The organism is Vibrio ziniensis (assembly GCF_011064285.1).
Classification (GTDB): domain Bacteria; phylum Pseudomonadota; class Gammaproteobacteria; order Enterobacterales; family Vibrionaceae; genus Vibrio; species Vibrio ziniensis.
Map to the genome: position 1 here is coordinate 1,210,623 of NZ_CP049331.1, position 24,806 is coordinate 1,235,428.

Here is a 24,806-nt window from a genome sequence, read left to right on the forward strand (position 1 = left end):
AGAAAAGTTTTGGAACTGACAGCCATAACTGGAATTGAACAATCAATGATCAATCGTCTGAACGAAAATCAGGCAATCACTCAGAACCCATTAACTAAACTTGTCGAAATATCTGATAGTCGAGTAGGAATGTCCTCAAGCCTAGAGTTTGGCAGCACATTAAAAGGAATTTTTGATACTGTTGACGCCCGCCAAAAAACAGCTGACGCAAAAATTACGGCAGTTGAACTAGGTCAAAGTGATGACCTTATTGGCGCGACAGTGGCTGCGCAGAAAGCGCAGCTTTCTTTTTCAGCATTAATGCAAGTTCGAAACAAGATGGTGACGAACTTTAATGACATCATCAAGATGTCGGTTTAGTGGCGATAGGCGTTAATATATGGCAAATGAGAAAGGGGTTACAATTGTAGCTTCTAATGCATCGGACAAATTACAATCTGCCGTGGAGAGAGTAAAGTCGTTCTGGAGCAGCTCGCAACGTAATGTTGTCATAATCACAATATTTTCAATGATTTCAGCTGCGATCATTGTCGTCATGTTATGGGCGTCTGCTCAAGAGTACCGCCCACTTTACAGTACTTCATCAAATTATGACTCAAGTCAGGTACTGCAACTCTTAGATCAATCAGGGCTCAAATATGAGCTACATAGCGACAGCGGCCTAATTATGGTGCCAAGTAATGAAGTCGCTAAAACAAGGATGATTTTGGCTGCAAAAGGTCTAAAGCAGCAATTACCGAGTGGATTTGACACGCTAGCAAGCACTGACTCACTGGGTGAAAGCCAGTTTATGGAAACAGCTCGTTACCGTCATGCTTTAGAAGGTGAATTGGCACGTAGTATTGTTACTATGGAATCCATTGCCGTTGCTCGCGTGCATTTAGCAATTCCTAAAGCTTCGTTGTTTAAGCGTAAAGACCAAGAGCAAGCTCGTGCTTCAGTTATGGTTCAACTTATTGAAGGTATGGATCTTAAACCTGGTCAAGTTGATTCAATTGTTAATTTAGTCTCTGGTGCGGTTATTGGTCTAAAAGCGGAAAACGTTCGAGTGGTTGATCAATATGGGCGTCTATTGTCTAAAGATACTTCTTTAGATGATCTCGCTGTCTCAACCAATCGCCAAACCGAATATCGCCGTAATATTGAAAAGCATTTGGTTTCTCAGGCATCTGATATGCTGACTCCAATTTTAGGCGCATCTAACTTCCGTGTTCAGGTTTCGGCGAAAGTGGATTTCTCCAAGCGTCAAGAAACAGAAGAAACTTACGGTGCTCCGGTTGTTCGTGCAGAAACGATGATGAGTGATGAGAACAATGGCAGCTTAGCTCTGGGAATTCCGGGAGCATTGAGTAACACGCCTCCTGTGTCTGATGAAGATGTGAAAAATCAGCAACAGCAAACCAACAAGGCTAAAGCGAGTCGTAATGAATCGAAACGCGAGTACGCAGTAGGTGGCAAAGTTACTCACGTTCAACACCAACAAGGCGTGGTCGAGAAGCTTACTATCTCCGTGATCGTAAACGAAAGTATGGCGGGTGAAGCGGGGTGGTCAGAAGCTACTCTTGAGCGTATGCAGAACGTAGTTCGTAGCGCTGTGGGTTATGAAGAAGAACGTGGCGATGCAATTTACGTCACTAGCTTCCCATTTGTTGCCTCAAATATGCCTGATGCAGAGCACATGTCTTGGTACAAAGACCAAGATGTACTTCAGCCGATCAAATACTTACTTGGTACTATCGTAGCAGCACTATTGATTGTTTTAGTTCTGAGACCATTGACTCAATATCTAACTAAGACAGAAGACTCTGACTTGGAAGATACGGTTGAAGGGTTTGAAGCCAGTTCAACGGGTGATATGGCTGCTTTAGGTAGCAGTGGTATCGCGAGTTCCACTGGTGGTTTGGAGAATAAAATGGGCTCGCTTGCGCTTGATGCTGCAGGGATCAAAGCTATGGATGACAACTTGCCTGAGTCTGACAGTCCGCTAGAAGTTCAGATTCAACATCTGAAGATGATCGCACAAAACGATCCGAAACGAGTGACTGAAATCCTTAGAACGTGGATGCATGCATGAGCGAACAGTTAGAAAATACAAATAATGCCCATCAGACCGTTGAAGGTGTAGCATTGCTCATCTTGACTATGGGCGAAGATATCAGCTCTGAGGTGTTAAAAGGCTTTACGCATGATGAAATCAAGCGTTTGGCTCACTCTATGAGCAAAATGAAAGACATTAAAGCGAATGATGCCTTACGTTCGATAGTCGGTTTTTTTGATGACTTCCGTTCCCACTCTGGCATCATCGGTGGTACTCGTCAGTACCTAACCAATGTTTTAGATAAAACATTGAACGGTAACCTAGCGAAAGATTTAGTTTCGGAAATCTATGGTGACGAAATTCGTACTCATGCTGAGCAATTAGCCTGGATTCCCGCTGATATTTTGGTTGAAGATTTACGTCACGAACACATTACGATGCAAGCTCTGTTGATAGCCCACTTACCTTTGGACTACGCGTCTAAGGTACTTGAGCAATATACGGTGGAGGAGTGTAATGAGCTTATCTTTCAGATTTCTCAAACACAAGTACTGACATCTGGTATCACAGAGACATTGAAGGATTTGATTGCTCGTTGTAAAGAAAACTATAACGATGGCGCACCGCAAACGATAAAAGGCACTAAAGTCGTTGCTGACATTATTAACCGATTACAAGGTGATAAAGCAGCAATTTTTGATTTCCTTACTCAACGTGACCAGAAAATGGCAGAAGAGATACAAGAAGCAATGTTCGACTTCTACTCTTTGTTTACACAAAGCCAAGAAACTATCGATGCAATTAATAATGAGGTGACCATTGAACAATGGGCATTCGCATTGAAAGGTATGCCTGAAGAAAATAGAGCGTATATCTTTAATACTATGCCAAACCGTTTGGCGACTCAGCTAAAAGAAAACATACAGCGAGTGGGTGCTGTACCGGTTAGCCAAGTGGAAGGAGCCCGTAAGGAAATTCTGAACATCGTACGTCGCTTGCAAGGCGAAGGTGTGATTCAGCTCAGTATTTCGAACGAAGTTCGTTTGTCTTAAGGTTAGTGTCCTGTGCGCTCACAATCTCTATTTAACTCAACGTCAACATCCCCTCTACGCGGTCAGACAACTGGCAATGTAGGGGCCGATCGCTTATCGAAAGCAGAGAAAGCAAAGTCGGTTAATCGAGTCACTTCGGCTCATATGTTGTCTCAGCACGCTTTGAGCCGTTTAAAAGAACGCCCAAGGTTGATTGCCGAACTGGCTGATACACATCGTACGGTTAATGGATTGATGCTTTCCGTTGAGCTACTAAAACAAATCGCTCGTTCTGTAGTGGAAATTAAGCGTTTGGTCTCTTTAGGAGCAGAAACTGCGGCAGATCTAAACAGTATTGATGTTTATAAACGTGACATTATGAATGCTGTCAACAGTCAGCTATTTGGGCGCCATATTCTCGATTCCTCTTTTGCTCCGTCGACTACAGGTATTGCAGAAATTGAGTTTCAAGTTCCAGGACTCGATCTGGTAAGAGAGCGCCTGACGAATGAGTTAGTCACTCTTTACATTAACAACAAGATGATTCCACTTGCGTTTGACCGTGTTGAGTCAAACGAGGGGCTGTTTGATCAGTTCGCAACAATGTTCTCATTTGGTCAAATGCGTTTACGTCGTGATGACCAGTATGGACTTATGATCGCTATGCCTGATTATATGTGGCGTAAATGGGACTTGCAGATCTATGTTTCAGGGCAAGGTGGTCGTTATCCTGAAGGTAACCCGATTACGGTTGCCGCCCAGTCTCGCTATGCAACCGTTGAAATGGTTACAATGCTAGATATCAGAGCAAAGGATGCGATAGAAGCCATTGATCGTGTTATATCACGCGTCAATGACATGCATAGCTATGCTCTGGAAATCTTAAAATCTCAAGATAATCTTGCGGATAAACTGATTAGCTATTGCCACACTGCCACCGCAGAGACTGGTTTAAACATTAAGGCGCTGTTTGAAAGCAATGGTGTTTCAGCATTAAAAGCGATTCAAAAGCATTATGTTGGACCTAATCGAGAAAATGTCGTTTCTTTGATAAAAAAAGTGAAATAAATCTTAAAACATTGCCGTAATGTATTATTGAAGAGATTAGATATTAGGTAGGAGTCAACCATGAAAATTGAAAACAACAGCGCACTATACAGTATTCAAGAAGTACAGAACTTGAGTCGTTCTGCTGGACTGAATAGCGCAGATGCGGTTGCTCCGACTAAACAGCAAGTAGATATCAATATGCACGAACAAAATATCATTGCAGAAGGTAGTGCAGCATTAAAGGCAATGGATGATGTTGATTTGGCGCGAGTTGCCGATATCAAAGCAAAGATTGCAGATGGTAGCATTAAATTTGACATGGGAGAGTTGGCTAAGGTGTTAGCTAACTTAAGCTAATGGATAAAAAAGAACTGCTAAAATCATATTTTCAAGCGACAGTAGAAAGCGCAAAAATTGCAAAAACATTATCTTTGACATTAGATGATATTCGTCAATCTAGTTTAAAGTTTGATCATGCAAGAGTGAGTGAGCTTAATCAGAATGCGACCGAACTTAGTGAAGCGTTGCGTAAATTACATTTTGAACGCAAAGAATTAGCAGTACAGCTAGGTTGTAGACATCATCGTTATGCTACTGATCTTGTCCATCGTATGAGTGGAAAAGCACAAGAGACGATTAAAAAGGCGACAGATGAATTACACGAGCTAGTTCTAGAGTGCCAAAATAAAACTGAATTACATACTCGTTTAGTAATACAACAGCAACAAGTGATTAAGGACGCAGTTGATTCTCTACGAGTTGAGGTAAATGCGTAGATTACCGATTTCCCTATCTCTTCTTTTAGCCTTTGCACCGGCATGGGCCAACTCTGTACAATCTCAAATTGAATCTTATCTCTCGCAACGAATTGAAACTGCTATTAGTGGGCAGTTTCTTACTTTTGATAATCTGCAAATTAACTTTCGTCTTTCTAGCGCTGTTAATAATCTCCCAAGTTGTGAACAAACGCTTTTTTCAAATAAAGCTAATGGCAACTTTTTAGGCTCAGAAACTTGGTGGGTTGAGTGTGGTAGCATTTGGCGTATTAAAGTGGTAACAAACGTGAGTTTGGATGCCGATGTTGTGGCTACTAAAAGCCCATTACGTAAAGGGCATCGAATAGAATTGTCCGACGTTACTTTGCAGCGTGAAACTCTAAGTCTTAAAGGTACTGTATATCAATACGTTGAAGATGTTGTTGGAACTAAATTACGACGTTCAGTAAAGGCTAATCAAGTTCTAACTCGACGTAACATAGAACTCGACTATGCGGTAACCAAAGGGCACCATGTGGCGATCGTTTTTCATTCCGGAAGTTTCTCTCTGGAAACAATAGGTGTAGCTCTAGAAAATGGCGTCGTTGGTGACCGCATTTTAGTGGTTAATTCGGAGTCAGGTCGTGAGTTAAGTGTTACCGTCACTGGTGAAAATAGAGTCGAGCAAAAATAAAAGGCTTCTCGTTTGAGAAGCCTTTTACGTATCTGGTGAGTTTCTACTTATACCATCCTAGATAAAAATATGATCAGACTGAGCAACGGTAGAACAGCGAATGGGCGTCAAACGCAAACGAGCATTCATTCGTTCCTGAAGCTCCGCCGAGCCATCCATGGCTCGGCGGGTTTGCTTATCGACGCCCATTCACTGATTAGGACATTATCCAGAAGAATATTAGTCAATCTGACCTAATGGGTTGATCTGATACTCATTAGGGATTTCATTAAACGAAAGAATGATTAAACCTTTAGCAAATGCTCGTGCCAGTTTGCTTACAATTGGACGAGCCATGGGCGTTACCAACAATACTGGGGTCATACCTTGCGCTTGCATGGTTTGTACAATCGAAGGCATACGATTTTGGAACTTCTGTAGCAGTTCAGGTGCTAGCGGAACGCCATCAAGTGGTGTGTTAGGGTCATTTTGCTGGGCAAGTGTAATACCCGCTTTGATATCTTGCTCAACTTGAACTCCTAACGTAAACACATTCACGGCTTTAGCGTGTGGTGAAACTAAATTTAGAATCGTACGTTTAAGAGCGACACGAATGTTGGATGAAAGCAGAATTGGATCTTTGATTTTATCGCCACTTTCTATCAAAGTGTTGGCAATGGTACGAATGTTAATAATCGGCACCTGCTCAGCTAGTAGCTGACGAATGACCATCATCTGTAAGTTCGGAGTAAGAGTTGTTGATAGACTCTCCGCTAGCTCGGGATGCTCGTATGCTAAACGTTTATTGAGTGCTTTAACATCATCATAGTTAAAGATGCCATCCAGATGTTCAGTACATACTTTACTAACGTGTGTTGCAATAACATCGTGAATATCGATAACTTGGAAACCTAAGTTAATCGCTTTAGTTTTGTCTTCTTTAGAGATCCAAAGCGCCGGCAAGCGATAAGCAGGGTCAACGCCTAGTGTGCCGTCTATGTTTGCGGAAGTCACCCCTGGGCCCACTGCCATAAGCATATCAGGATAAACCTCGCCACGTTCAATCTCATCACCATCGACCAAAATAACGTATTCTGCTGGCTTAAGTGCTAAGTCATCGCGAATCACGACCTCTGGGATCACAAAGCCGATTTGTTCACTTAGGGTTTTACGACAACCACGAATACTTTTCAGTAAGGAATTCTGTTCTTTATTAGTCACTAACGGAACAAGTTTAAATCCAAGGCGCAAAGCAATCGCATCAACAGAAGGAATAATTCCCCAATCGAGAGGTTGGTCTTTTAGAGATGTTCTTTCTAAAGGAGCTTCAACTTCCGCTTTGGATATGTCGACGCCTTCCTCTTTCTTGCTTTGCCTCCACGCTACGAAACCAACGGTAACACTAAAGCTATAGAAGGCGAGGTGTGGCATGTTCGGTACGCTACCGATAATGAACATGACACCAGAAGTCATGTATAGCACTGAAGGCGAAGCAAGGATCTGCTTGTTAATCACCTCAGCCATATCGTTCTCGTTATCACTGATACGAGTTACGATGATTGCTGCTGAAACTGCAAGTAATAGCGATGGGATCTGAGCTACAAGGCCGTCACCGATGGTAAGTAGAGCATAGGTTTGGAATGCTTCACCAACGGTTAGACCGTGCTCGAACATACCGATCAGTACACCACCAATTAAGTTGATGAACAGGATCATCAAACCTGCGACGGCGTCACCACGAACGAACTTACTCGCACCATCCATTGCACCGTAGAATTCAGCTTCATCGCCCACCTCTTTACGGCGAGCCCGCGCTTGCTCTTGGTCGATGTTGCCTGAGTTTAAGTCGGCGTCGATCGCCATCTGTTTACCCGGCAACGCATCGAGGGTAAATCGAGCAGATACTTCTGAAATACGTTCGCCACCTTTGGTGATAACCACAAAATTAATGATCATCAAAATAACGAATACAACGATACCAACTACGTAGCTACCACCGATAACCACTTCACCAAACGATTGAATGACCTTACCGGCAGCATCACCACCATTATGACCTTCAAGAAGTACGATACGTGTAGAAGCAACGTTCAGTGTTAGACGAAGTAAGGTTGCAATTAAGAGCAACGAAGGGAATACGGAGAAGTCGAGAATTCGCTTAACGGTACTACTTACCAGCAAGACCACAATGGCCAGCATAATGTTAAAAGTGAAGAAACCATCGAGCAGCAATGCTGGCAACGGTAAGATAACCATCGCAAGTATCATCAACAGCACGAGTGGTATCGCGAGTTTAGAATTAAATATCTGTAAGCCTTTTAACATGTCTCAGGTTCACTAGTTAGTGTTTACTTTCATCGCAAAGTAGTATGAAAGTTAAGAAAATAAGGTCAGATATTTTATTTTTATTGGTGAATGCAAACTATCAGACATTTCCGATAATGCCTGTAGGGTGCGGCGAGAATTTGAATGCAGGCGGGAGGGGACACGTTGGGTGGGGGATAATCGATAGAACTTGTAATAGGTTATAGACAGAGAATCTAATAACCTAATTCAAGTTCGTTTTTGTCGGACTTAGTTTTCAGCAGAATCTTGAGCTAGCAAAGAATCAAAATCTGGGAAGTTTTTGATGAGTTCGAACATGATCACATCAGCAAGACCAGTGAAGTTATTTAGCTTAATCATTTCGTTTATTGTTGAAATAGTTGTTGCCAAATAAGATGCTTGTTCTGCATTTAAAGGAAGTAAAGACAAGCGACGTAAACAACCTTTCAATAAGTACATCCCTAAATTGTGGTCGTTTCCAAAATAGGCTACGGCAGCTTTTGTTAGCGTTTCTTCTATATCAAAATTATTCATTAGTTCACCTCATCTTCATAGCGAGCGCCAATTATTTTTGCTCCCAATCTGCTCATGTTAATAAAGTTTATATCTGGGCGCTGTGCTATAATATTTTCGATACCAGAGCAGAACATTCTGTAAGTCGGCGAAGATTTGATTAATTCACCATAGCCGTTTTCAATGTTAACGGACATATCGATTTTATAATGATCTTGAGTCGATGCATGTTGTACTTCTCCAGGGAAACCGAAATCGCAACCTATAAAACGGATGGTTTTAGCACCAAGGAGTATTGCTAAATTAGTCATAGGATGAATTACTGAGCCGAAAATGTTTAAACGGTACTTAGATGGTAGTTTCTTGTTTAATTCATCGAAAGTTTCGTCTATCAAATGGAAGTAGTATTTTCGACCCTTCCATTGTTCCCATATAGATTTCTGTGCACGGCTACCACCTACAAAGGTAGTGTTTTTTAGCTTTTCAAAAGGAATATCTTCTGCTTTTACAACAGGATCAATAACAGCAAGGATATCAGGTGTAATACCATGTTTAATAAGCGCATTTAGTGCAGTGGAAGGAGCCATAAATAGTGGCCTGTTTTTTTTCTTAAACAAGCTGATTACGTCATTAATATGTGAATCTAGGGATGGCCCAGCACCTATACACAATACGTCTTTAAACTGATTGTTTTCAATTAGATGATCGATTACAGGGGTCACTCTAAGTACCGGATAATTTTCTTCATCAATTTTATTTTGTTTTTCCTTAGCTTGATCGTTTGTATGTGTTCGGCTAACAGCAATTGTGACCAATCTATTTTCTATTCTATGTACTAACCAGTTCAAATTAACTCTATTGTAATTTGCCAAATGCAAGTCAGCATTAATAATGAAAGTATCTTTGGTAAATAGTTTATTTAGTACGTTAGTTTTTTCCGGCATGTCGTTATGGACATAGTGTAGTTCCACTCGTTCATCTACTAACCAAAGTTTAGGCATTAATGTTAAAACTAGTTTGATGACATCTAAGTTATAAATGTATATGTGTAGTTTCTTAAGGTTTTTGTCATTGAGAAGAATTTCAGCAACCGATCCTATTCCAAAGCCCCACATATGGTAAGTTCCGCTAGAAGTTTGACTGCGGTAAGCAAGAGCTTCTTCAACTGGGTCGTAGGCACTACTCAGTTGGATACCATTTATTGCTATGGTCGCTACCTGACGCTCAACCACTTCAAAGTTGAGATGACTGATGTCATGCAGTTCGATCGCCTCAGCGAGTTCGGGATATAGTTTTGATAAAATCTCGATGTTGTTTTGGTAAAGTTCCGTGCTCATAAAACCTTCGTATTGATGTTTGGTGGTTCTATATCGATAATCAACTCAGCTTTCGTTGACGAATAGTGTGCTTAGTAAAGCAAGGTATATAGAAACAAAAGTATCATTCTATTTTTGTAAAAATGAAATACCATAAGATAATTCTGATTATAGCTGTAACTAAACACGAACTTTCTACATCGATAATGTAATTATTGTAAAACAAAGGTTGTTATATTTAATTCAGTGGAAAATTGATTGAGGTTTGTAAGAATTATTATTTTTTATGTAGGAAAATTCCGTTAATTAAAAAATATAAAAATTTAGTGAAATAAAAAAAACAGTGTCGCCGTAATTAATCAGTGAATGGGATACGAAGGTATCTAAAAGAATTTTCTAAGAGGTAAATATTATGGCTATTTCACTACATACTAACTACGCTAACCTAGTTACTCAAAACACACTAAACAGCACAAACAACGCGCTTTCAACTTCAATGGAGCGTCTATCAACAGGTTACCGTGTAAACTCAGCAGCAGACGATGCCGCGGGTCTTCAAATTGCTAACCGTCTAGAGCTTCAATCACGTGGTATGTCAGTAGCATCACGTAACTCACAAGATGCAATCTCTATGATGCAAACAGCAGAATCTGCAATGGATGAGATGACTAACATCGCATATCGTATGAACGACTTAGCAACACAAGCAGCGAACGGTTCAAACACAGATGCTGACCGTGCTGCATTAGATTCAGAGTTCCAAGCACTGGCTTCACAACTAGCTGAAATGACACAAAACACTAATTTCGGTGGTCAGAAACTATTAGGTGCAGAAGTACAAGATGCATCAGGTAACGTAACGTCAGCAGCTGGCGTATTTGCGGCAACTGGTGGTGTAACGTTCCAAACAGGTTCAACGACAGCAGAGCAAACCAATGTAGATGTGACATCAAGCCTAGGTTCTTTAAACACAGCACTTGCAAGTTTTACTAACTTAAGTTTACAAGAAAGTGTTGCTATTTTAGATGCATCGGGCAATCCGGTATTAGATGCTTCAGGTAATCCAACATTCACTGTTGGTGATGCTGCCGGTACAGGTACTGAAATGGCTTCAGCAGCAATGGATGCACTAGAAGGCTTCATCAATGTAGTGGGTGAGTCACGTGCGGCGTTCGGTGCTCAAATCAACAACCTAGAGCACAACATCAACAACCTAGCAAACATGACAGAGAACCTAGAAGCGTCTAAAGGTCGTATCATGGATACAGACTTCGCATCTGAGTCAGGCAACATGTCTAAGAACCAAATGCTAATGCAATCTGGTGCACAAATGCTAAGTGCAACTAAGACAATTCCACAACTAGCGATGTCAATGCTAGGCTAAGGTGAATTAGTTTTAGAGTAAATAGAGAAGCCAGCGCGAGTCGCTGGCTTTTTTATATTTAAAATATTATTTAAGGATAATTACGTTTGAATGTAAGAAAATTCTTTAATCATTGTTTTGCGTTATTTATACGAAATAAACCTATTGAATAAGTCGTTATTAATAAGTGTAGAAAAGTTGATTTAACCAGTTAAAAGGAGATTATCATGATTATTTCAGTACCCACAAATAATCAGGCTTATCTCAACACTCAGAGCACTGTAACTGCTGATGTGAATAAGCCTAGCACTGCCGTCAATAATATTGATGAGCGAGTAAATGCTGTTGTTGATGACAGTGACGAAACTAGTATTAAAATTGCTGATCGTCTAGCAGAACGTTCAAATCAACCTTCTTATCAGCAAAAAGAAGCGCAAAACTCTTTAGCTCAATTACAAAATACTAAAAGTGTGTTAGCTGATATGGAAAACGTTGCCTCTCAGTTGAATAAAGCGATTGAGCAAGATGATGCAGAAGGCAGCGAAAAAGTTGCTAAGCTACGTGCACAACTAACAGATCTCACTAAACAGTTAAAAGATGTACAAGGTGAAGAAGCGTCATCAGTGCAAGCTAACAATGCTAACGAAGAGAAAGAAGTAAAAGTTAAGTTCAATAGTAGCGAAATTTCTTCTATTGCTGAGACGCTAAGCAAAATCGAATTAACGGATGATTCAAAATCTGTAATGAAACAGCAGTTATCTGGCGAAGCTGGTTTAATGAGTGAGTTAGCGAAGACTCGTTCTGAATTGGATATGCAAATGCAAGACGCTTTTGCTAACCATTCAACAGTTGATACAGAAGTTGCTCAACAGGCTAGTGCCGCATCAAGAAGTAGCATGTTAGAGCCAAGCGGTGCAAAACAACTAGCAGGCACACAAACAACTGCAGACGTTGCTGTTTCAATCCTAAGCTAAATCCTACGTAGGAATCAGCAGGGGTAGATGTTCCCACTTTGGCTAACGCCTTATCATATAAATAGAAAGATCTGTCATAACGGTTGAGCCGTTTTTGGAGACAATTATGCAAATTGATGCGTCATCGTATGCTGACCAACTCGCGTACTACGAGGTTTATTCGGCTCAAAACCGTTATTCAACAAAATTAAGCACGCTACAAAGCCAAAGCAGCATGCTTAGTAAAATCGATAATGCTTTGGATGCTCTCGATAACTTATTGTACAAGTTTACTAAACCGACAGGTTCTTTTTCGCAAAGTGCAGTATCACAATCAAGTGAAGACTATTTCAGTGTAAACGCAGCAGGTTATGCAAAAAATATCAGTATGGATATTTTTGTTAAACAGACCGCTGCTTCGCACCAAATGGTGATTGAGACTTCCGGTTCTGAAACATCAGATACTTTTGCAACGATTGGTAATGGTACTAAATTCAGCATCAAAATCGGTACTGAGACGCATGAATTTGATATTGATGATGCGTTTTCAAGTAAAGGTGAAGGTGGTTCCGTCACTTATCAAGAACTGATCAACCACATTAACCAAGAATTAGACGGTCAGGTGAACGCATCTTTAGTTCGCTCTGGCGGAACAATGAAGCTAATGCTTAGCTCGGAAGAAACGGGTGAAGCTAACCGATTTGAAATAGTTGAAGGTAGTGCAGAAGGTGATGCCTCCGCTTTTAGTGGTGCTACTACAGTAAAAGAAGGCCGCGATGCCATTATTTACTTAGGCGATCCAGATGATGGTGGCATTGAATTAACAAACAGCAGCAATACCTTTACCAATATTGTCAATGGCGTCGATATTACCGTTACAAAAGCCAATAAAACTGGCGACGATACAACGAACTTTTCTATTGGGCCTGATAGTAGTGCAACGATGGAGCTGCTAAACGAAGTCATTACTTCATTCAACAGTGCGTTAAGTATTCTTAATGAAGCAACGCGTTCTGGCAGTGAAAGTGAAGAGCGTGGTGTATTGGCTTCGGATGGTCAAATTCGTGGCATTTCTAACGAACTAAAAAACCTAATTCGTACTTCATATAACGGCGTGAGTTTATTCGAAATTGGTTTGTCTCTAAATAAAGATGGTGAACTTGAGTTAGATGAAGACAAATTCAAAGAAGCCTCAGAAACCTACGATTTAGAAGAGATTTTCCTTGGCGAAGCCGGTCTGTTTAAAACCATGGAGTCCAGTATTGAAAAATACGCGGACTACAATACAGGTTCATTAAAAACCAAGAAAGAGCGCAACGCGACTGAACAGACTCGTGTAAACGACAAGTTAGACGACTTAGATACCAAGTACGAGATGTACTACAAGCGTTATCTTTCTCAGTTTACGAACTTAAACAACTTGATGTACTCGATGAGTTCAATTTCAACACTATTTGCTTAAAGGTAGACAATGTTACTAGGTAATCAACAACAAGCGGCATATAGCAATGTGCAGATTCAAGCGAATGCATCCGTTTCAAATACGTTTGAACTGATCTGTATGCTGCATGACCGCTTAGCTATCGAGCTAGACACTATTGTGTTTGCTATCGACGAAAAGGATTTCCTAAAAAAATCAAAGTCAGCACAAAAAGCCATCGACATTTTGATGGCTTTAGACGCTTCTTTAGATTTGGATAACCCTAATGAACTGATTGAAAATATTCATAATCTTTATGAACACAGTATTGCAACTGTGTTTAAAGGTTCAAAAGATTTAGATACGCAAGTTATCAAAGACCTGAAACAGCCACTCGCAGATTTACGCGAAGGCTGGGAAGGGGCGATGAAGCTTTTAAGCTAATTAGATTATGAATCAGCTAGAACTTAATAAGCTGTTGGCTTTTTATCAACGAGCGCTAGAAGACCGCAGCGTTGAAAACATCGAACGTGCGGTCAATTTGCTGCAAAAACATCTACCTAATGTAGATCAACAGGCAGCAGAAAATTTGGAAGTACTTGCAAAACTTAAGCAGGTGCACCATGAGGCTATTTTGTTTATTCAGAAGGAAAGGGATCTCGTTAAAGCGGAAATGGATAGCTTTAATACTAATAAGGCAAGAGATTTTGCCTATCAAAGAACCCAGTTAAGTCAATAATTATGATAAATGGTTTAAACCATACTTCGACAGATACCGCTTCATTGTCTGAAGGTGCTGTACTGAATGCAAAACAAGGTTTTAGGGACCGAGATTCTACGGGAACTGCGACGATGAGTTTTGCGGCGATGCTTCTGGATACTGAGGCAAAAAATGTTGTTACAGATCTTGGATTAAGTCTCTCTGAGAGTGATGAATCGCTTGAATTAACCACTGCCGGCACAGATGAGTTGACAGATCTTTCTGCCGATATCAGTGACAATTTCAATCTTGTTTCTGTGTCCGTTACAACGGTGAATAATTCGGTAAAAGATTCTTCAGTAACGGCTGCTAGCTCAATGGTTGCAGACTCTATCGTAACGGCAGTTTCAAATGTAATGAGCACAAGTGCTTCACTAGCGAGTGCTCAGGTAGCAACAAGTCAATTGGCTACTAATAGTGTTCTCGATGGAAAATTGATCGATGCCACTACCGTAAAAGAACCTACCGTGGCGGCAGACGCGCTGTTGAACAACAACTCGCAGACTGCACGAAATGAAGTTGCCTCAAATTTGCAATTTAAAGCGGTGATGGACAAATCACTGTCTACTCAAGAGCTAGGTGAGCGTTTGAGTGCGACAATTGCTGACAAAGTCAGTGTTCAGGTTAATGCGAAAACACCAACCGCAACGATTCGTTTAGATCCACCTGACCTAGGTAAAATCGAACTGGTTGTGAAACTCGACCACGACAAACTACATGTTCAAATTAATGCTTCATCCAGCACAACACGAGAGTCAATTCAGATGACTTCTGACCGCTTAAGAGCAGAGTTGGTTGAGCAGAATTTCTTAAATGTCGATGTCTCTGTTACTAGTGAACATCAGCAAAACACAGAGCAGGATTTCTTCGCGTTTGGCGACGATCTTATTGTTGCAAGCAATGCTGCAAGTTTGGATTTGAATGAAGAACAAGAAATCGACAATAGTGAACTAGCAAGAGCGTAATGTTATGAAAATTGTAATTGCGGTATTAGCATCCGTATTATTGACCGTTGGTGCAATTGTTGGATTGAGCGTCACTGGTATTATTAATCTCAGTGGAATGTTCTGGGGAGAATCGATTACAAATTCTGGTGTTGAGGTAATTAAGGGTGCTTCTAAATCTGCTGAACTCAATGTTCCGACGGTCGAAGTTCCCATGCACGGTATGTTGATTCCAATTAACTTCTCCAAGCGCCAAAGTTTATTATTATTGGATGTATATCTTTATACACCTGTAGAAAATGAGAAATCATTAACAAATGATATTCCAAAAATTAAAAATCAAATATTAAAAGTTTTTAGTTTAAAGCCAGCTGAATATTACCGTGACGAGATGTTTATTTTGAATCTACAAGATGATTTGGATTATATGTTTAAAAAGGAAAAACAGTGGCAAGTTAAGGAAGTGTTAGTTACTAAAGCGGTATATCAATAAATGTTGCTAGGTAAACAAGCGTACCAAAAGACTGAAATGCAGACTATGGCAGAAAGACATGCGATAGAGTCGGCTGCAATTCAGTCAAATTTGTCTCTGATTAATCGTTCTTTGAAACGATATAGAGGAGCTGTGGATGAAGACACCTTAGAGGATCTTCGCCAAACAGCTTTGATTACGTTTGTTACTGAGTTACGTAAGTTCGACCATATAGTGAATGAAGACTTCATTAAATCAGTAACAGTTCGTATGCGCGGTGCCATCATTGATGAGCTACGCTCACGTGATTATTTGAGTCGTGATAACAGAACATTGGCAAATAATATTAAGAAAGCTGAGTCGATGCTGATGGGGCAGCTTGGCCGTGCACCGAGACAATCTGAGGTGTGCGAAGCACTTAATATAACAGCACAAGAATATTTAGATGCGATGTCAGATCTTATTTTAAGCGATGACATTGCTTTATATGACAGTGTTGATAATACAGAAGAAGATAATAAAGAAGAACTTGCTCTATTTATTCAACAAGAGTTGGAAAAATTGCCTGAAGATGTTCAACGTGTCATGTATTTGATGTATGTGATGGGTTTAAGCACTCAGGAGACAGCACTCGCTTTAGAAATAAGCGAAGTTAAAGTTCACAGATTAAAACACAAAGGTGTCGAGGTAATTAAATCTCGAGCGGAGAGAATTTAGAATGAAGCAAATATTGGCATTCGTAGGGATTTTGGCAGTTATTGGTGTGTCATTTGTTCTTCATGGTGGAAGGCTAGGTGCATTAGTTAAAATATCCGAAATTGTGATTATTTTTGGTGCATCTTTAGGTGGGTTGATTATTTCTTGTACGATGCCAACGCTAAAGTTAATGATCTCTCAAATTAAGCAAACGCTTGGTAAAAGTATCTATACAAAAGATTATTACAACGAATTGTTATCACTGATGTTTGAGTTGATCAATGTTGTGAAAATGCAGAACTTAAAAGCTTTAGATACTCACGTAGAAAATCCAGAAGCTAGTTCTATTTTCACCAAGTATCCTGCAATTATGAAAGATACCATTACGTTGCACTTCATCATCGATTCTTTCCGTCAGGTAATCAGTTCAAAAATCGCTGCCCATGAGCTAGAAGCTGCGTTAGAAGAAGAAATTGAAGTTCTGATGGAAGAATATGAAAAGCCTTCTCATAAATTGCACGCTACCGCAGAAGCGATGCCTGGTATCGGCATCCTTGCCGCAGTAATGGGTATTATCTTAACAATGCAAAACCTTGATGCCGATGTAACGATTATCGGCCAAAGTATTGCTGGCGCGTTAGTAGGTACTTTCACGGGTATTTTCGGCTGTTACTGCCTTGCTGGTCCTTTGTCGAGTGCAATGCATGAAATTGCTGAGGAACAGGTTGCACCTCTTCACTGTATTCGTTCCATTATTACTGGCTATTTGCAAAACCTGTCTGCGCATATGTGTGTGAATGCAGGGCGAAAGCATATTGAAACCCATGTGAAGCCAAGCTTTACAGAGTTAGAGCAAACGCTGGAATCACTTAGGTAACCACTATGAGTAATGCTGGTGTAACTATTATTAAGAAAAGGCAGAATAAAGATTCTGGACTGAGTCATGGTGGCTGGAAAGTCGCAATGGCCGACTTGATGATCTCTATGATGTGTCTTTTTCTTATCCTATGGTTGTTGTCTGTGATGGATACGAAAGATAGCAGCGACCTTGTTGAGTACTTCCAAACGGGGAAGTTACAGACTGATGGGTTAGGTAATTCTATTAGTCCGATTCCTTTACAAGAAGTAGCAACCACTAACAATGAATCAGACATGCGGCGTATTGATGATAACTCATTAATCGAAGGGGAAGTTGATAGTCAGCAAGAACTTGAAGTCTTTGCACGATTGATCGAAGAGCATATCGAAGAGATTCAAGGCATGGGCAGTGTGCAAGTAACAGTTACTCCACAAGGTTTAAAAATCTTGATAAGTGATTCTGCTCAAGGTCAAATGTTTTACCGTGGTGGTGCAAATATGACACCTTACTATCAAGACCTACTATTGCATTTAGCTCCTGTCTTTAAACGAGTGACTAACGCTATGGTGATCACTGGGCATACGGATGCAGCTCGTTATGCAGGAGCGAAAACGACCAACTGGGAACTTTCTGCTAATCGAGCTAATCAGGCTCGCTATTTCTTAGCACAAGGTGGTGTACCCAATGAGCAAATCTTCCAAGTCTCTGGTATGGCGGATACTGCCCCTGTTAACTTTGACGATCCTAAAAGTGCAGATAACAGGCGTATCGAAGTGTTTATACTCACTTCAACTGCACAAAAGCAGTTAAGCCAAGTGTATAAAAACTTACCTAAGATGGAAGCGGCAGGCAAAGATGTCGATCAGAAAGCTATGGACAAAATTGGGCGTCAGGAAAGAGAGGCGGCAAAAGCTGCTCTAGACAATCAGTTACCGATTTCCTATTAGGACTCGACGTTTGCTCAGAAATATCCATAAGGTCAGCAATGCCAATCTACGTCAGATAAAACGTGGAGTCGCATGGCTGACCTTAATTAATTACATTATTTCGTTCAGTTATATTGTCACAATAAACAACAGTTCTGACTGGGTGTTTATGACAGGTGCAGTTCTACTTGGCTATAACTATTTATTAGTGCGTTTAGTCGTCACTATTCCAAAGAGAACATTTGTAATAAAAAGTCACCATTATTTAATGATTCCTTTCTTAGCTAGTGTTTTATTAGCATCTGTAGCACTCATCTACAGTCTTTGGTGTTAGTTGACATTTCGGCTGAAATAGTACCTACGTACTCATTAGTAATACCATCCTAGATAAAAATATGATCAGACTGAGCATCGGTGAGCTGCGTAATGGGCGTCAAACGCAAACGCGCATTCATTCGTCCCTGAAGCTCCGCCCAGCCATCCATGGTTCGGAGGGTTTGCTTATCGACGCCCATTCACTGATCAGGAAATTTTCCAGAATGGTATTGTAAACCTCCCCTAAACTAGCGACATACTATTTTAGAGTTCTTCGACTTAGACTGAGCACAGAAGGAGAACTCGCGATGAAAAGATCACGTTACTCAGAAACACAAATCGTCAAAATCTTAAAAGAAGTGGAAGCAGGTCGTAAGGTCAATGACGTGTGCCGTGAATACGGTATTTCTGATGCAACCTATTACAACTGGAAAGCGAAATACGGTGGGATGGATGCCTCTGACGTAAAGCGCCTTAAGGACTTGGAGGATGAGAATCGCCGGTTGAAAGCCATGTTTGCTGAGTTGAGTTTAGAGCATCGAATTCTCAAAGACATTGTAGAAAAAAAGCTGTAAAGCCAGCGATAAGACGCGAACTGGTTAAGTATGCCAGACAACGGCACAATGCCAGTTTACGTCTTGCGTGTCGCGTAGTTGGCATGAGTGATTCGGTTTATCGATATCAACCTAAAGCGAATAACGACGATGAAGTGATTGTTGAACTGCAAAAGGCGGTTGAACGTCATCCTGCCTACGGTTTTAGCAAATTGCTCAAAATACTTCGTCGCTGGGGACATAGCTGGAATCACAAACGGATATATCGGATTTACTGCGAACTCAAACTCAATAAGCGTCGTAAAGGAAAAAAACGCTTACCAACTCGTTTGTCCGAGCCGCTTAGTGTGCCCATGTTAGCTAACCAGTGTTGGTCCATCGATTTTATGAGTGACAGCCTACAATGCGGTCGACGATTTAGAACTTTCAACGTGGTGGATGACTTCAATCGTGAAGCTTTAGCTATCGAAGTGGATTTAAGCTTACCGGCTCAACGAGTGGTTCGAGTGCTTGAACGGATCATTGCATGGCGAGGTTACCCTGAAAAATTACGAATGGATAACGGTCCAGAGTTTATCTCTGCGACGCTAGCGACTTGGGCTGAAGAGCATGATATCGAGCTGAAATTTATCCAGCCAGGCAAACCAACTCAGAACTCCTATATCGAACGCTTTAACCGTACGTATCGCACAGAGATCTTAGATATGTATGTATTCAGAACCTTGAATGAAGTGCGTGAGCTAACAGAAGACTGGATACGAGAATATAACGAAGACCGTCCCCATGATGCTCTCAATGATCTAACACCATGGGAATATTTAATGAAGAATGAACAAGCCGAAAACTCTAATTATGGATGCAACTAATTAGGGGAGGTTTACAGTATAAATGTAAAAAGCTCTGAAAATGCAGAGCTTTTTACTATCAAAACTTTAACTATCACATACTGTATAAACGTTAGGTTATATAAAAATCCGTCTTCTTGGAAGGCGGATTTTTTACATAGAAATTGATATCAATAACTATAAGTTATTTAGTTGACCAACTTAGATATCTCATCTTGAGCTATAGAGACAATACTATCGATATTAGCTGAACTTTGAATGTTGGATATGATTCTTGATGCTCTGAGCTTTAATTCATGTTCAGAGTACATATCATCACCTAGTCTAAATAAAACCTTATTCAATACTTTCACCGCATTTTCAGTCGAACACTTAGGCAATAGAATAATCAGTTCATTATCGCTGTTCGAGTTTCTAATGAGATAATCACTTGCACGAATAAAAGAACCAATAATAGCAACCATATGTGCATGTGCCATGGGGACCACATTGCGTTGCTTTGCTTCTTCCAAATCGTATTTAACGAGGATTAATGAGTTCTCAGCATTCGCTTTAATAACATCTTCTAAATGACGAGACTCAGTAATTTCGTAGCTATAGACCGCTACGTCATCACATAATTTGTTAAACTCAGTGTCATAGAAGCTTTCTTTTCCTGCCACTATGTTTCTAGTTAATCTGTTGAGTTCTATTTTCTTCAGCAATAGGAATAGGATAAAGAATACAAGTGCACTGTATTGAACAAATAGATAAGAATGACTTACCCATATGTCTACATAGGAAATCTTTATACGAATGATGTTTTTTGTATCGATATAAAAATCACCTTGATATTGTAAAATAGGTAGGTCTGAGCTTGAGAAACTGTAGACATTTTTACCATTGTAATATTCTTTGTTCATGAAAGTGTGTTGATTAAAAATATTACTAACGGGAATATCTAGGATTAGACTACCTAAGTTGACCCCATCTTTAATAATCGGTCGAGAAATGGTGAAATTAGTGCTGCCAGATGGATCTTCCAGGATATCGTAATTATAGGTCACACTAGAAAGCTTGCTGTTGTAATACAGCAGGGCGCAATAATCAGACAGTTCACATTGGATAGAATTTTTAAAGGTAAGATAATTAGTCGGCTTTATACGATAGAACAGAGTTCCGTTGACTACTGATAAGTAGTTCAGCTCTTTATTATATTCTTCATTGATTAATCGTGGATTATTATCATAAAGGTCTGATATGGTTTGTAATATCGTGGCATCGACAATATTTATTTTTCCTTTTACATAAAGATCTTTGAGATCTTTGTTGTTATCACGAATAAATGCTCCATCTTTATCTTGTGCTAAATTACTAAGGATGTTTTTAGATACAATATTTAGCTTTTCTCTAGATGCGTCAAATACAGAAATAAAGTTGTTAAATCTATAAACTTTATCACTAATAATACTGTTAGTAGCAAAGCTAATGTGCAAGGCACCTAATATCAGGCCCAAACCTATGCTTGCTAATATGGCTAGCGATATTCTTTTCATCACTCAAACTCAAACAGGGGGTTAAAACTCAACTTAACATTTTAGAGCTTTGTGAAATTTGCTGTATGTAGGATTAGTCTGTTTGTCTTAACGTAAAAACTGCTTACGTGGTGAGGTTAAATTCCATTTTTACTCTTAGTTATCTAAAGCCGTTTGAGTTTTATAGTTAAGCTCTAATTCAATACATGAATATTATTAATAAACAAGTTGAGTATTAGTTGATTGTTTCATTAAGCTGTTGGAGTGATAGTTTAGCCATCCAGACATCTTTTGTGTTTGGCTCAGATTAACAAAAGGAACGATCACATGGCGACTATTACACATATTTTGGGCTATCCACGTATTGGCGAAAAACGCGAACTTAAATTTGCACTAGAAAAATACTGGCGTGGTGACATCACTCAACAAGAACTAAAAGCGGTTGGTAGTGAAATTCGACACAACAACTGGGCGTTACAAAAATCAGCAGGTTTAAGCTTCGCGACTGCGGGCGATTTCGCTTGGTACGATCATGTACTCACCACCACATTACTTCTTGGACACGTGCCTGCTCGTCATAATCATGGCTTTCCTGACCTCGATACACTGTTCCGTGTTGGTCGTGGTCAATCGCAAAGTTCATGTGGCTGTAATGGCAGTGCCGCATCAGATATGACTAAGTGGTTCAACACCAACTACCACTATATTGTTCCTGAGTTCAGCTCAGACGATAAATTCGAAGTCTGCTGGCCACAACTGTTTGAAGAGGTGAACGAAGCCATTAAAACGGGAGCGAATGTAAAACCGGTTCTATTAGGGCCTGTGAGTTACCTGTATCTCGGAAAAGAAGTCGAAGAGAATTTTGACCGTTTGACTTTACTACCTTGTTTACTGACGGCTTACCAAAACATTTTGTCGAAATTGGCCAAACAAGGGGTTGAGTGGGTGCAAATTGATGAACCCGTGCTATCACTTGAGCTTGAAAGCCAATGGCAGGACGCATTTAAATTGGCGTACCAGGTGTTGCAAGGAGACGTTAAAGTACTGCTTACCACATACTTTGACTCAGTGATTGATACTCTCGACAAGATAGTTGCACTGCCAGTGAACGGTCTTCATATAGACATTTCCGCTGCGCCACAGCAGCTAGATAGCGTACTAAACAAACTGCCGGAGCATTGGGTTCTGTCTGTTGGTGCTATCAATGGTAGAAACGTATGGCGAGCAGATTTGGGTCATCTTCGTAACCAGCTACAACCGGTGAAAGACAAATTAGGTGATCGCCTTTGGGTCGCAAGTTCATGTTCACTGCTTCATAGCCCTGTTGATTTAGAGCTTGAGCAGAATCTTTCAGCAGAGGTGCGTAGCTGGTTTGCTTTTGCAAAACAGAAAGTGACGGAAGTTGCCGCACTTGGACGAGCATTGGATGGCGAGCAAGATGCCATTCTAGCTTGTGATACTTATAGTCAGCCAATAGTGAAGCGAAAGACAGCAACGCACGTTAACAAGCCACAGGTACAAGCTCGAGTAAATGCTATTACTGCTTCGTTGGCAGAAAGAAGTGAGCCGTATAAGCAACGAGCTGCGAAACAAGCGAAGCAGCTTGGTTTGCCATTGTTCCCAACCACAACTATTGGTTCGTTTCCTCAAACCGGCGAGATTCGCACTCAACGTAGCGCATTCCGAACAGGGGTATTGCCAGAGGCTGAGTATATTACTGCGCTGAGAGGGCACATTGCTGATGCTGTAAAGCGTCAAGAGGCTTTAGGGTTAGATGTGTTAGTACATGGTGAGGCAGAGCGTAACGACATGGTTGAGTACTTTGCGGAAAACCTCGCTGGTTTCCAAACTACGCAATTTGGTTGGGTGCAAAGTTATGGTTCACGCTGCGTGAAGCCAGCGATTGTCGTCGCAGATATTGAACGTGAAAAGCCAATGACGGTGGAATGGTCTAGCTACGCACAGTCCCTGACCAAGAAGAAGATGAAAGGCATGCTGACTGGTCCTGTTACCATCTTGTGCTGGACATTCCCACGTGAAGACATCAGCCGCAAAGAGATTGCGCAGCAATTGGCTCTGGCACTGCGTGATGAAGTGTCTGATCTTCAAAACGCGGGTATTAATATCATTCAGATTGATGAACCAGCAATTCGTGAAGGTTTACCACTGAAGAAGCGTGACCATAAAACGTATTTAGATTGGGCAGTTGAATCATTCAAAATCTCTGCGGCAAGTGCAACAGCAGAAACGCAGATCCATACGCACATGTGTTACAGCGAGTTCAATGAAATCATCGATTCGGTTGCTGCACTGGATGCCGATGTGATTACCATTGAGACTTCCCGTTCGAATATGGAACTGCTGAAGGCGTTTGAAGATTTTAACTATCCAAATGAAATTGGCCCTGGTGTCTATGATATCCACTCACCAAATATCCCAACGCAGGAATGGATTGAAGACCTGTTACGTAAAGCAGCAGCGAAAATCCCAGCAGAGCGTTTATGGGTAAACCCAGACTGTGGATTGAAAACACGTAATTGGAAAGAGGTTGAAGCTTCGCTCATCAATATGGTGTTAGCAGCAAAAACCTTGCGTGAAGAGGCACAAAGTAACGTGGCCTAAAATAAAGGTAGCAAAATTAACAAAAGTAGTAGAACAAAGAAGGAGCTCAACTGAGCTCCTTCATAAATAGCGAATCACATTATAGTGAAGTACAAGTTTGTTGAGTAATGAGCTCATCAACCATTAATTGACCTCGGGTGTTACGCATTTTAATACGGTAACTTATTCCCACTTCAAGATTCGCTTTGATATTTTTGTCAGAGCAAAAACTTTTTATGCTATTTTTCAGCACTTCGGCTACTGGTTTAGCGTTTTTACCATCAGCATTATAGACCATCATCATTTCAATGGTGGTTCCCTGAGCATTGGCTCGCAGAATATTCAGAGGACCATATTCTAAGGGGAGTTCAGCACTAAGCAGGCTAGCTCTATTCTCAGCCAGTAGTTCCAAATTTCGTTGGTTTTCAGCATTGGAGCTACAACCCGAAAGTAAAATTAAACTGAAGGTGATAAAGCTAGCGATATATTTTTTCATATTAAAAAACTTTTTTGAACGGTTTGATGATGACATTAGCATAAACACCTGCAGCGACGTAAGGATCTGCATCTGCCCAAGTTTTGGCTTCCTCTAGCGAGTTGAAATCAGCAATTACTGTTGATCCAGTAAAACCAGCTTCGCCTGGATTTTCGGAATCGATAGCAGGCATTGGACCAGCTGTCAGCAAACGGCCTTCATCTTGAAGAGCTTGCAAGCGTTCTAAATGCGCTGCGCGAACACCCATACGCTTTTCTAGAGAGTTCTCAACATCTTGAGAAAAAATGACATACCACATAATCCATATCCTTATTAATGACTGAAACAACAAGCTAACAGTTGCCTAAATTAACTTTGGTTTAAGTTAATAGGGGGGTAATGTACTGA

The 24,806-nt window shown here is 40.6% G+C and carries 25 protein-coding genes; 19 read left to right on the plus strand and 6 right to left on the minus strand.

The annotated features are described in order from the left end of the window. The first annotated feature begins 9 nt into the window (after window positions 1-9). From fliE to flgA, 7 genes are read left to right on the plus strand one after another with little or no spacing between them, the layout of a single operon-like run. The gene (fliE, locus tag G5S32_RS05530) at window positions 10-360 is read left to right on the plus strand and encodes a flagellar hook-basal body complex protein FliE (RefSeq protein WP_246201050.1); all 351 of its coding nucleotides are present in this window, start codon (window positions 10-12) and stop codon (window positions 358-360) included. A 19-nt stretch (window positions 361-379) separates the two neighbouring features. Beyond that, window positions 380-2,074, plus strand: a complete 1,695-nt coding sequence (gene fliF / locus G5S32_RS05535; protein WP_165311082.1) for a flagellar basal-body MS-ring/collar protein FliF — start codon at window positions 380-382, stop codon at window positions 2,072-2,074. Further along, the gene (locus tag G5S32_RS05540) at window positions 2,071-3,090 is read left to right on the plus strand and encodes a FliG C-terminal domain-containing protein (protein ID WP_165311083.1); all 1,020 of its coding nucleotides are present in this window, start codon (window positions 2,071-2,073) and stop codon (window positions 3,088-3,090) included. Before fliF ends, G5S32_RS05540 begins: the two co-directional genes overlap by 4 nt. A 12-nt stretch (window positions 3,091-3,102) precedes the next feature. Then, window positions 3,103-4,137: a hypothetical protein gene (locus G5S32_RS05545; RefSeq protein WP_207621602.1), complete on the plus strand. Its 1,035-nt coding sequence runs from the start codon at window positions 3,103-3,105 to the stop codon at window positions 4,135-4,137. 60 nt (window positions 4,138-4,197) lie between these two features. Continuing rightward, window positions 4,198-4,476, plus strand: coding sequence for a flagellar biosynthesis anti-sigma factor FlgM (flgM, locus tag G5S32_RS05550; RefSeq protein WP_165311084.1), 279 nt, complete (start codon window positions 4,198-4,200; stop codon window positions 4,474-4,476). After that, the gene (locus tag G5S32_RS05555) at window positions 4,476-4,895 is read left to right on the plus strand and encodes an ATPase (protein ID WP_165311085.1); all 420 of its coding nucleotides are present in this window, start codon (window positions 4,476-4,478) and stop codon (window positions 4,893-4,895) included. Before flgM ends, G5S32_RS05555 begins: the two co-directional genes overlap by 1 nt. Then, on the plus strand, window positions 4,888-5,568 hold the full coding sequence (gene flgA / locus G5S32_RS05560; protein WP_165311086.1) for a flagellar basal body P-ring formation chaperone FlgA: 681 nt from the start codon (window positions 4,888-4,890) through the stop codon (window positions 5,566-5,568). The genes G5S32_RS05555 and flgA overlap by 8 nt, the downstream gene beginning before the upstream one ends. A 219-nt stretch (window positions 5,569-5,787) precedes the next feature. Here the strand turns inward: flgA and G5S32_RS05565 are convergent, their stop codons facing one another. The 3 genes from G5S32_RS05565 to G5S32_RS05575 all read right to left on the minus strand — a co-directional run bounded on the left by G5S32_RS05565 (window position 5,788) and on the right by G5S32_RS05575 (window position 9,722). Then, on the minus strand, window positions 5,788-7,872 hold the full coding sequence (locus G5S32_RS05565; RefSeq protein WP_165311087.1) for a flagellar biosynthesis protein FlhA: 2,085 nt from the start codon (window positions 7,870-7,872) through the stop codon (window positions 5,788-5,790). A 249-nt stretch (window positions 7,873-8,121) separates the two neighbouring features. Then, complete coding sequence (locus G5S32_RS05570) at window positions 8,122-8,406, minus strand: hypothetical protein (RefSeq protein WP_165311088.1); 285 nt, start codon at window positions 8,404-8,406, stop codon at window positions 8,122-8,124. Then, entirely contained in the window at window positions 8,406-9,722 is a 1,317-nt protein-coding gene (locus G5S32_RS05575) for a 6-hydroxymethylpterin diphosphokinase MptE-like protein (RefSeq protein ID WP_165311089.1), read from the minus strand. Before G5S32_RS05575 ends, G5S32_RS05570 begins: the two co-directional genes overlap by 1 nt. A gap of 391 nt (window positions 9,723-10,113) precedes the next feature. Between G5S32_RS05575 and G5S32_RS05580 the strand changes: the two genes are divergently transcribed. The 11 genes from G5S32_RS05580 (at window position 10,114) to G5S32_RS05630 (ending at window position 19,829) form a co-directional block, all read left to right on the plus strand. Beyond that, on the plus strand, window positions 10,114-11,085 hold the full coding sequence (locus G5S32_RS05580; protein ID WP_165311090.1) for a flagellin N-terminal helical domain-containing protein: 972 nt from the start codon (window positions 10,114-10,116) through the stop codon (window positions 11,083-11,085). A 206-nt stretch (window positions 11,086-11,291) separates the two neighbouring features. Then, entirely contained in the window at window positions 11,292-12,038 is a 747-nt protein-coding gene (locus G5S32_RS05585) for a hypothetical protein (protein ID WP_165311091.1), read from the plus strand. Window positions 12,039-12,144: 106 nt separating this feature from the next. Continuing rightward, complete coding sequence (gene fliD, locus G5S32_RS05590; protein ID WP_165311092.1) at window positions 12,145-13,479, plus strand: flagellar filament capping protein FliD; 1,335 nt, start codon at window positions 12,145-12,147, stop codon at window positions 13,477-13,479. Between the two features lie 9 nt (window positions 13,480-13,488). Then, entirely contained in the window at window positions 13,489-13,881 is a 393-nt protein-coding gene (locus tag G5S32_RS05595; protein ID WP_102964349.1) for a flagellar export chaperone FliS, read from the plus strand. A gap of 7 nt (window positions 13,882-13,888) precedes the next feature. Then, window positions 13,889-14,176, plus strand: a complete 288-nt coding sequence (locus tag G5S32_RS05600) for a hypothetical protein (RefSeq protein ID WP_165311093.1) — start codon at window positions 13,889-13,891, stop codon at window positions 14,174-14,176. Window positions 14,177-14,178: 2 nt separating this feature from the next. Then, entirely contained in the window at window positions 14,179-15,162 is a 984-nt protein-coding gene (locus tag G5S32_RS05605; protein WP_165311094.1) for a flagellar hook-length control protein FliK, read from the plus strand. A 4-nt stretch (window positions 15,163-15,166) separates the two neighbouring features. After that, window positions 15,167-15,634 carry a flagellar basal body-associated FliL family protein gene (locus tag G5S32_RS05610; protein WP_165311095.1) on the plus strand — a complete coding sequence of 156 codons (468 nt, stop codon included), beginning with the start codon at window positions 15,167-15,169 and terminating at the stop codon, window positions 15,632-15,634. After that, window positions 15,635-16,330 (plus strand): sigma-70 family RNA polymerase sigma factor, encoded by a 696-nt coding sequence (locus G5S32_RS05615; protein WP_165311096.1) that lies wholly within the window; start codon window positions 15,635-15,637, stop codon window positions 16,328-16,330. It abuts the gene before it with no gap. 1 nt (window position 16,331) lies between these two features. Next, window positions 16,332-17,186, plus strand: coding sequence for a flagellar motor stator protein MotA (motA, locus tag G5S32_RS05620; protein WP_165311097.1), 855 nt, complete (start codon window positions 16,332-16,334; stop codon window positions 17,184-17,186). 5 nt (window positions 17,187-17,191) lie between these two features. Continuing rightward, window positions 17,192-18,115 carry an OmpA family protein gene (locus tag G5S32_RS05625; RefSeq protein WP_165311098.1) on the plus strand — a complete coding sequence of 308 codons (924 nt, stop codon included), beginning with the start codon at window positions 17,192-17,194 and terminating at the stop codon, window positions 18,113-18,115. Between the two features lie 602 nt (window positions 18,116-18,717). After that, window positions 18,718-19,829 (plus strand): IS3 family transposase gene (locus G5S32_RS05630; RefSeq protein ID WP_246201055.1). Its coding sequence is split into 2 segments (ribosomal slippage): window positions 18,718-18,979 and window positions 18,979-19,829, totalling 1,113 coding nucleotides; the frame shifts between segments, so codons are not numbered across the junction. A 167-nt stretch (window positions 19,830-19,996) separates the two neighbouring features. On the opposite strand, the gene G5S32_RS05635 is transcribed toward G5S32_RS05630, so the two are convergent. Next, window positions 19,997-21,343: a hypothetical protein gene (locus G5S32_RS05635; RefSeq protein WP_165311099.1), complete on the minus strand. Its 1,347-nt coding sequence runs from the start codon at window positions 21,341-21,343 to the stop codon at window positions 19,997-19,999. 306 nt (window positions 21,344-21,649) lie between these two features. Here G5S32_RS05635 and metE point away from each other — a divergent pair, with 306 nt between their 5' ends. Next, entirely contained in the window at window positions 21,650-23,944 is a 2,295-nt protein-coding gene (metE, locus tag G5S32_RS05640; RefSeq protein WP_165311100.1) for a 5-methyltetrahydropteroyltriglutamate--homocysteine S-methyltransferase, read from the plus strand. Window positions 23,945-24,023: 79 nt separating this feature from the next. Here the strand turns inward: metE and G5S32_RS05645 are convergent, their stop codons facing one another. Both G5S32_RS05645 and G5S32_RS05650 read right to left on the minus strand, forming a co-directional pair. Next, a complete protein-coding gene (locus G5S32_RS05645) occupies window positions 24,024-24,419 on the minus strand; it encodes a GspS/AspS pilotin family protein (protein ID WP_165311101.1) in 396 nt (131 codons plus the stop codon). 1 nt (window position 24,420) lies between these two features. After that, complete coding sequence (locus G5S32_RS05650) at window positions 24,421-24,717, minus strand: YciI family protein (RefSeq protein ID WP_165311102.1); 297 nt, start codon at window positions 24,715-24,717, stop codon at window positions 24,421-24,423. Window positions 24,718-24,806: the final 89 nt, after the last annotated feature.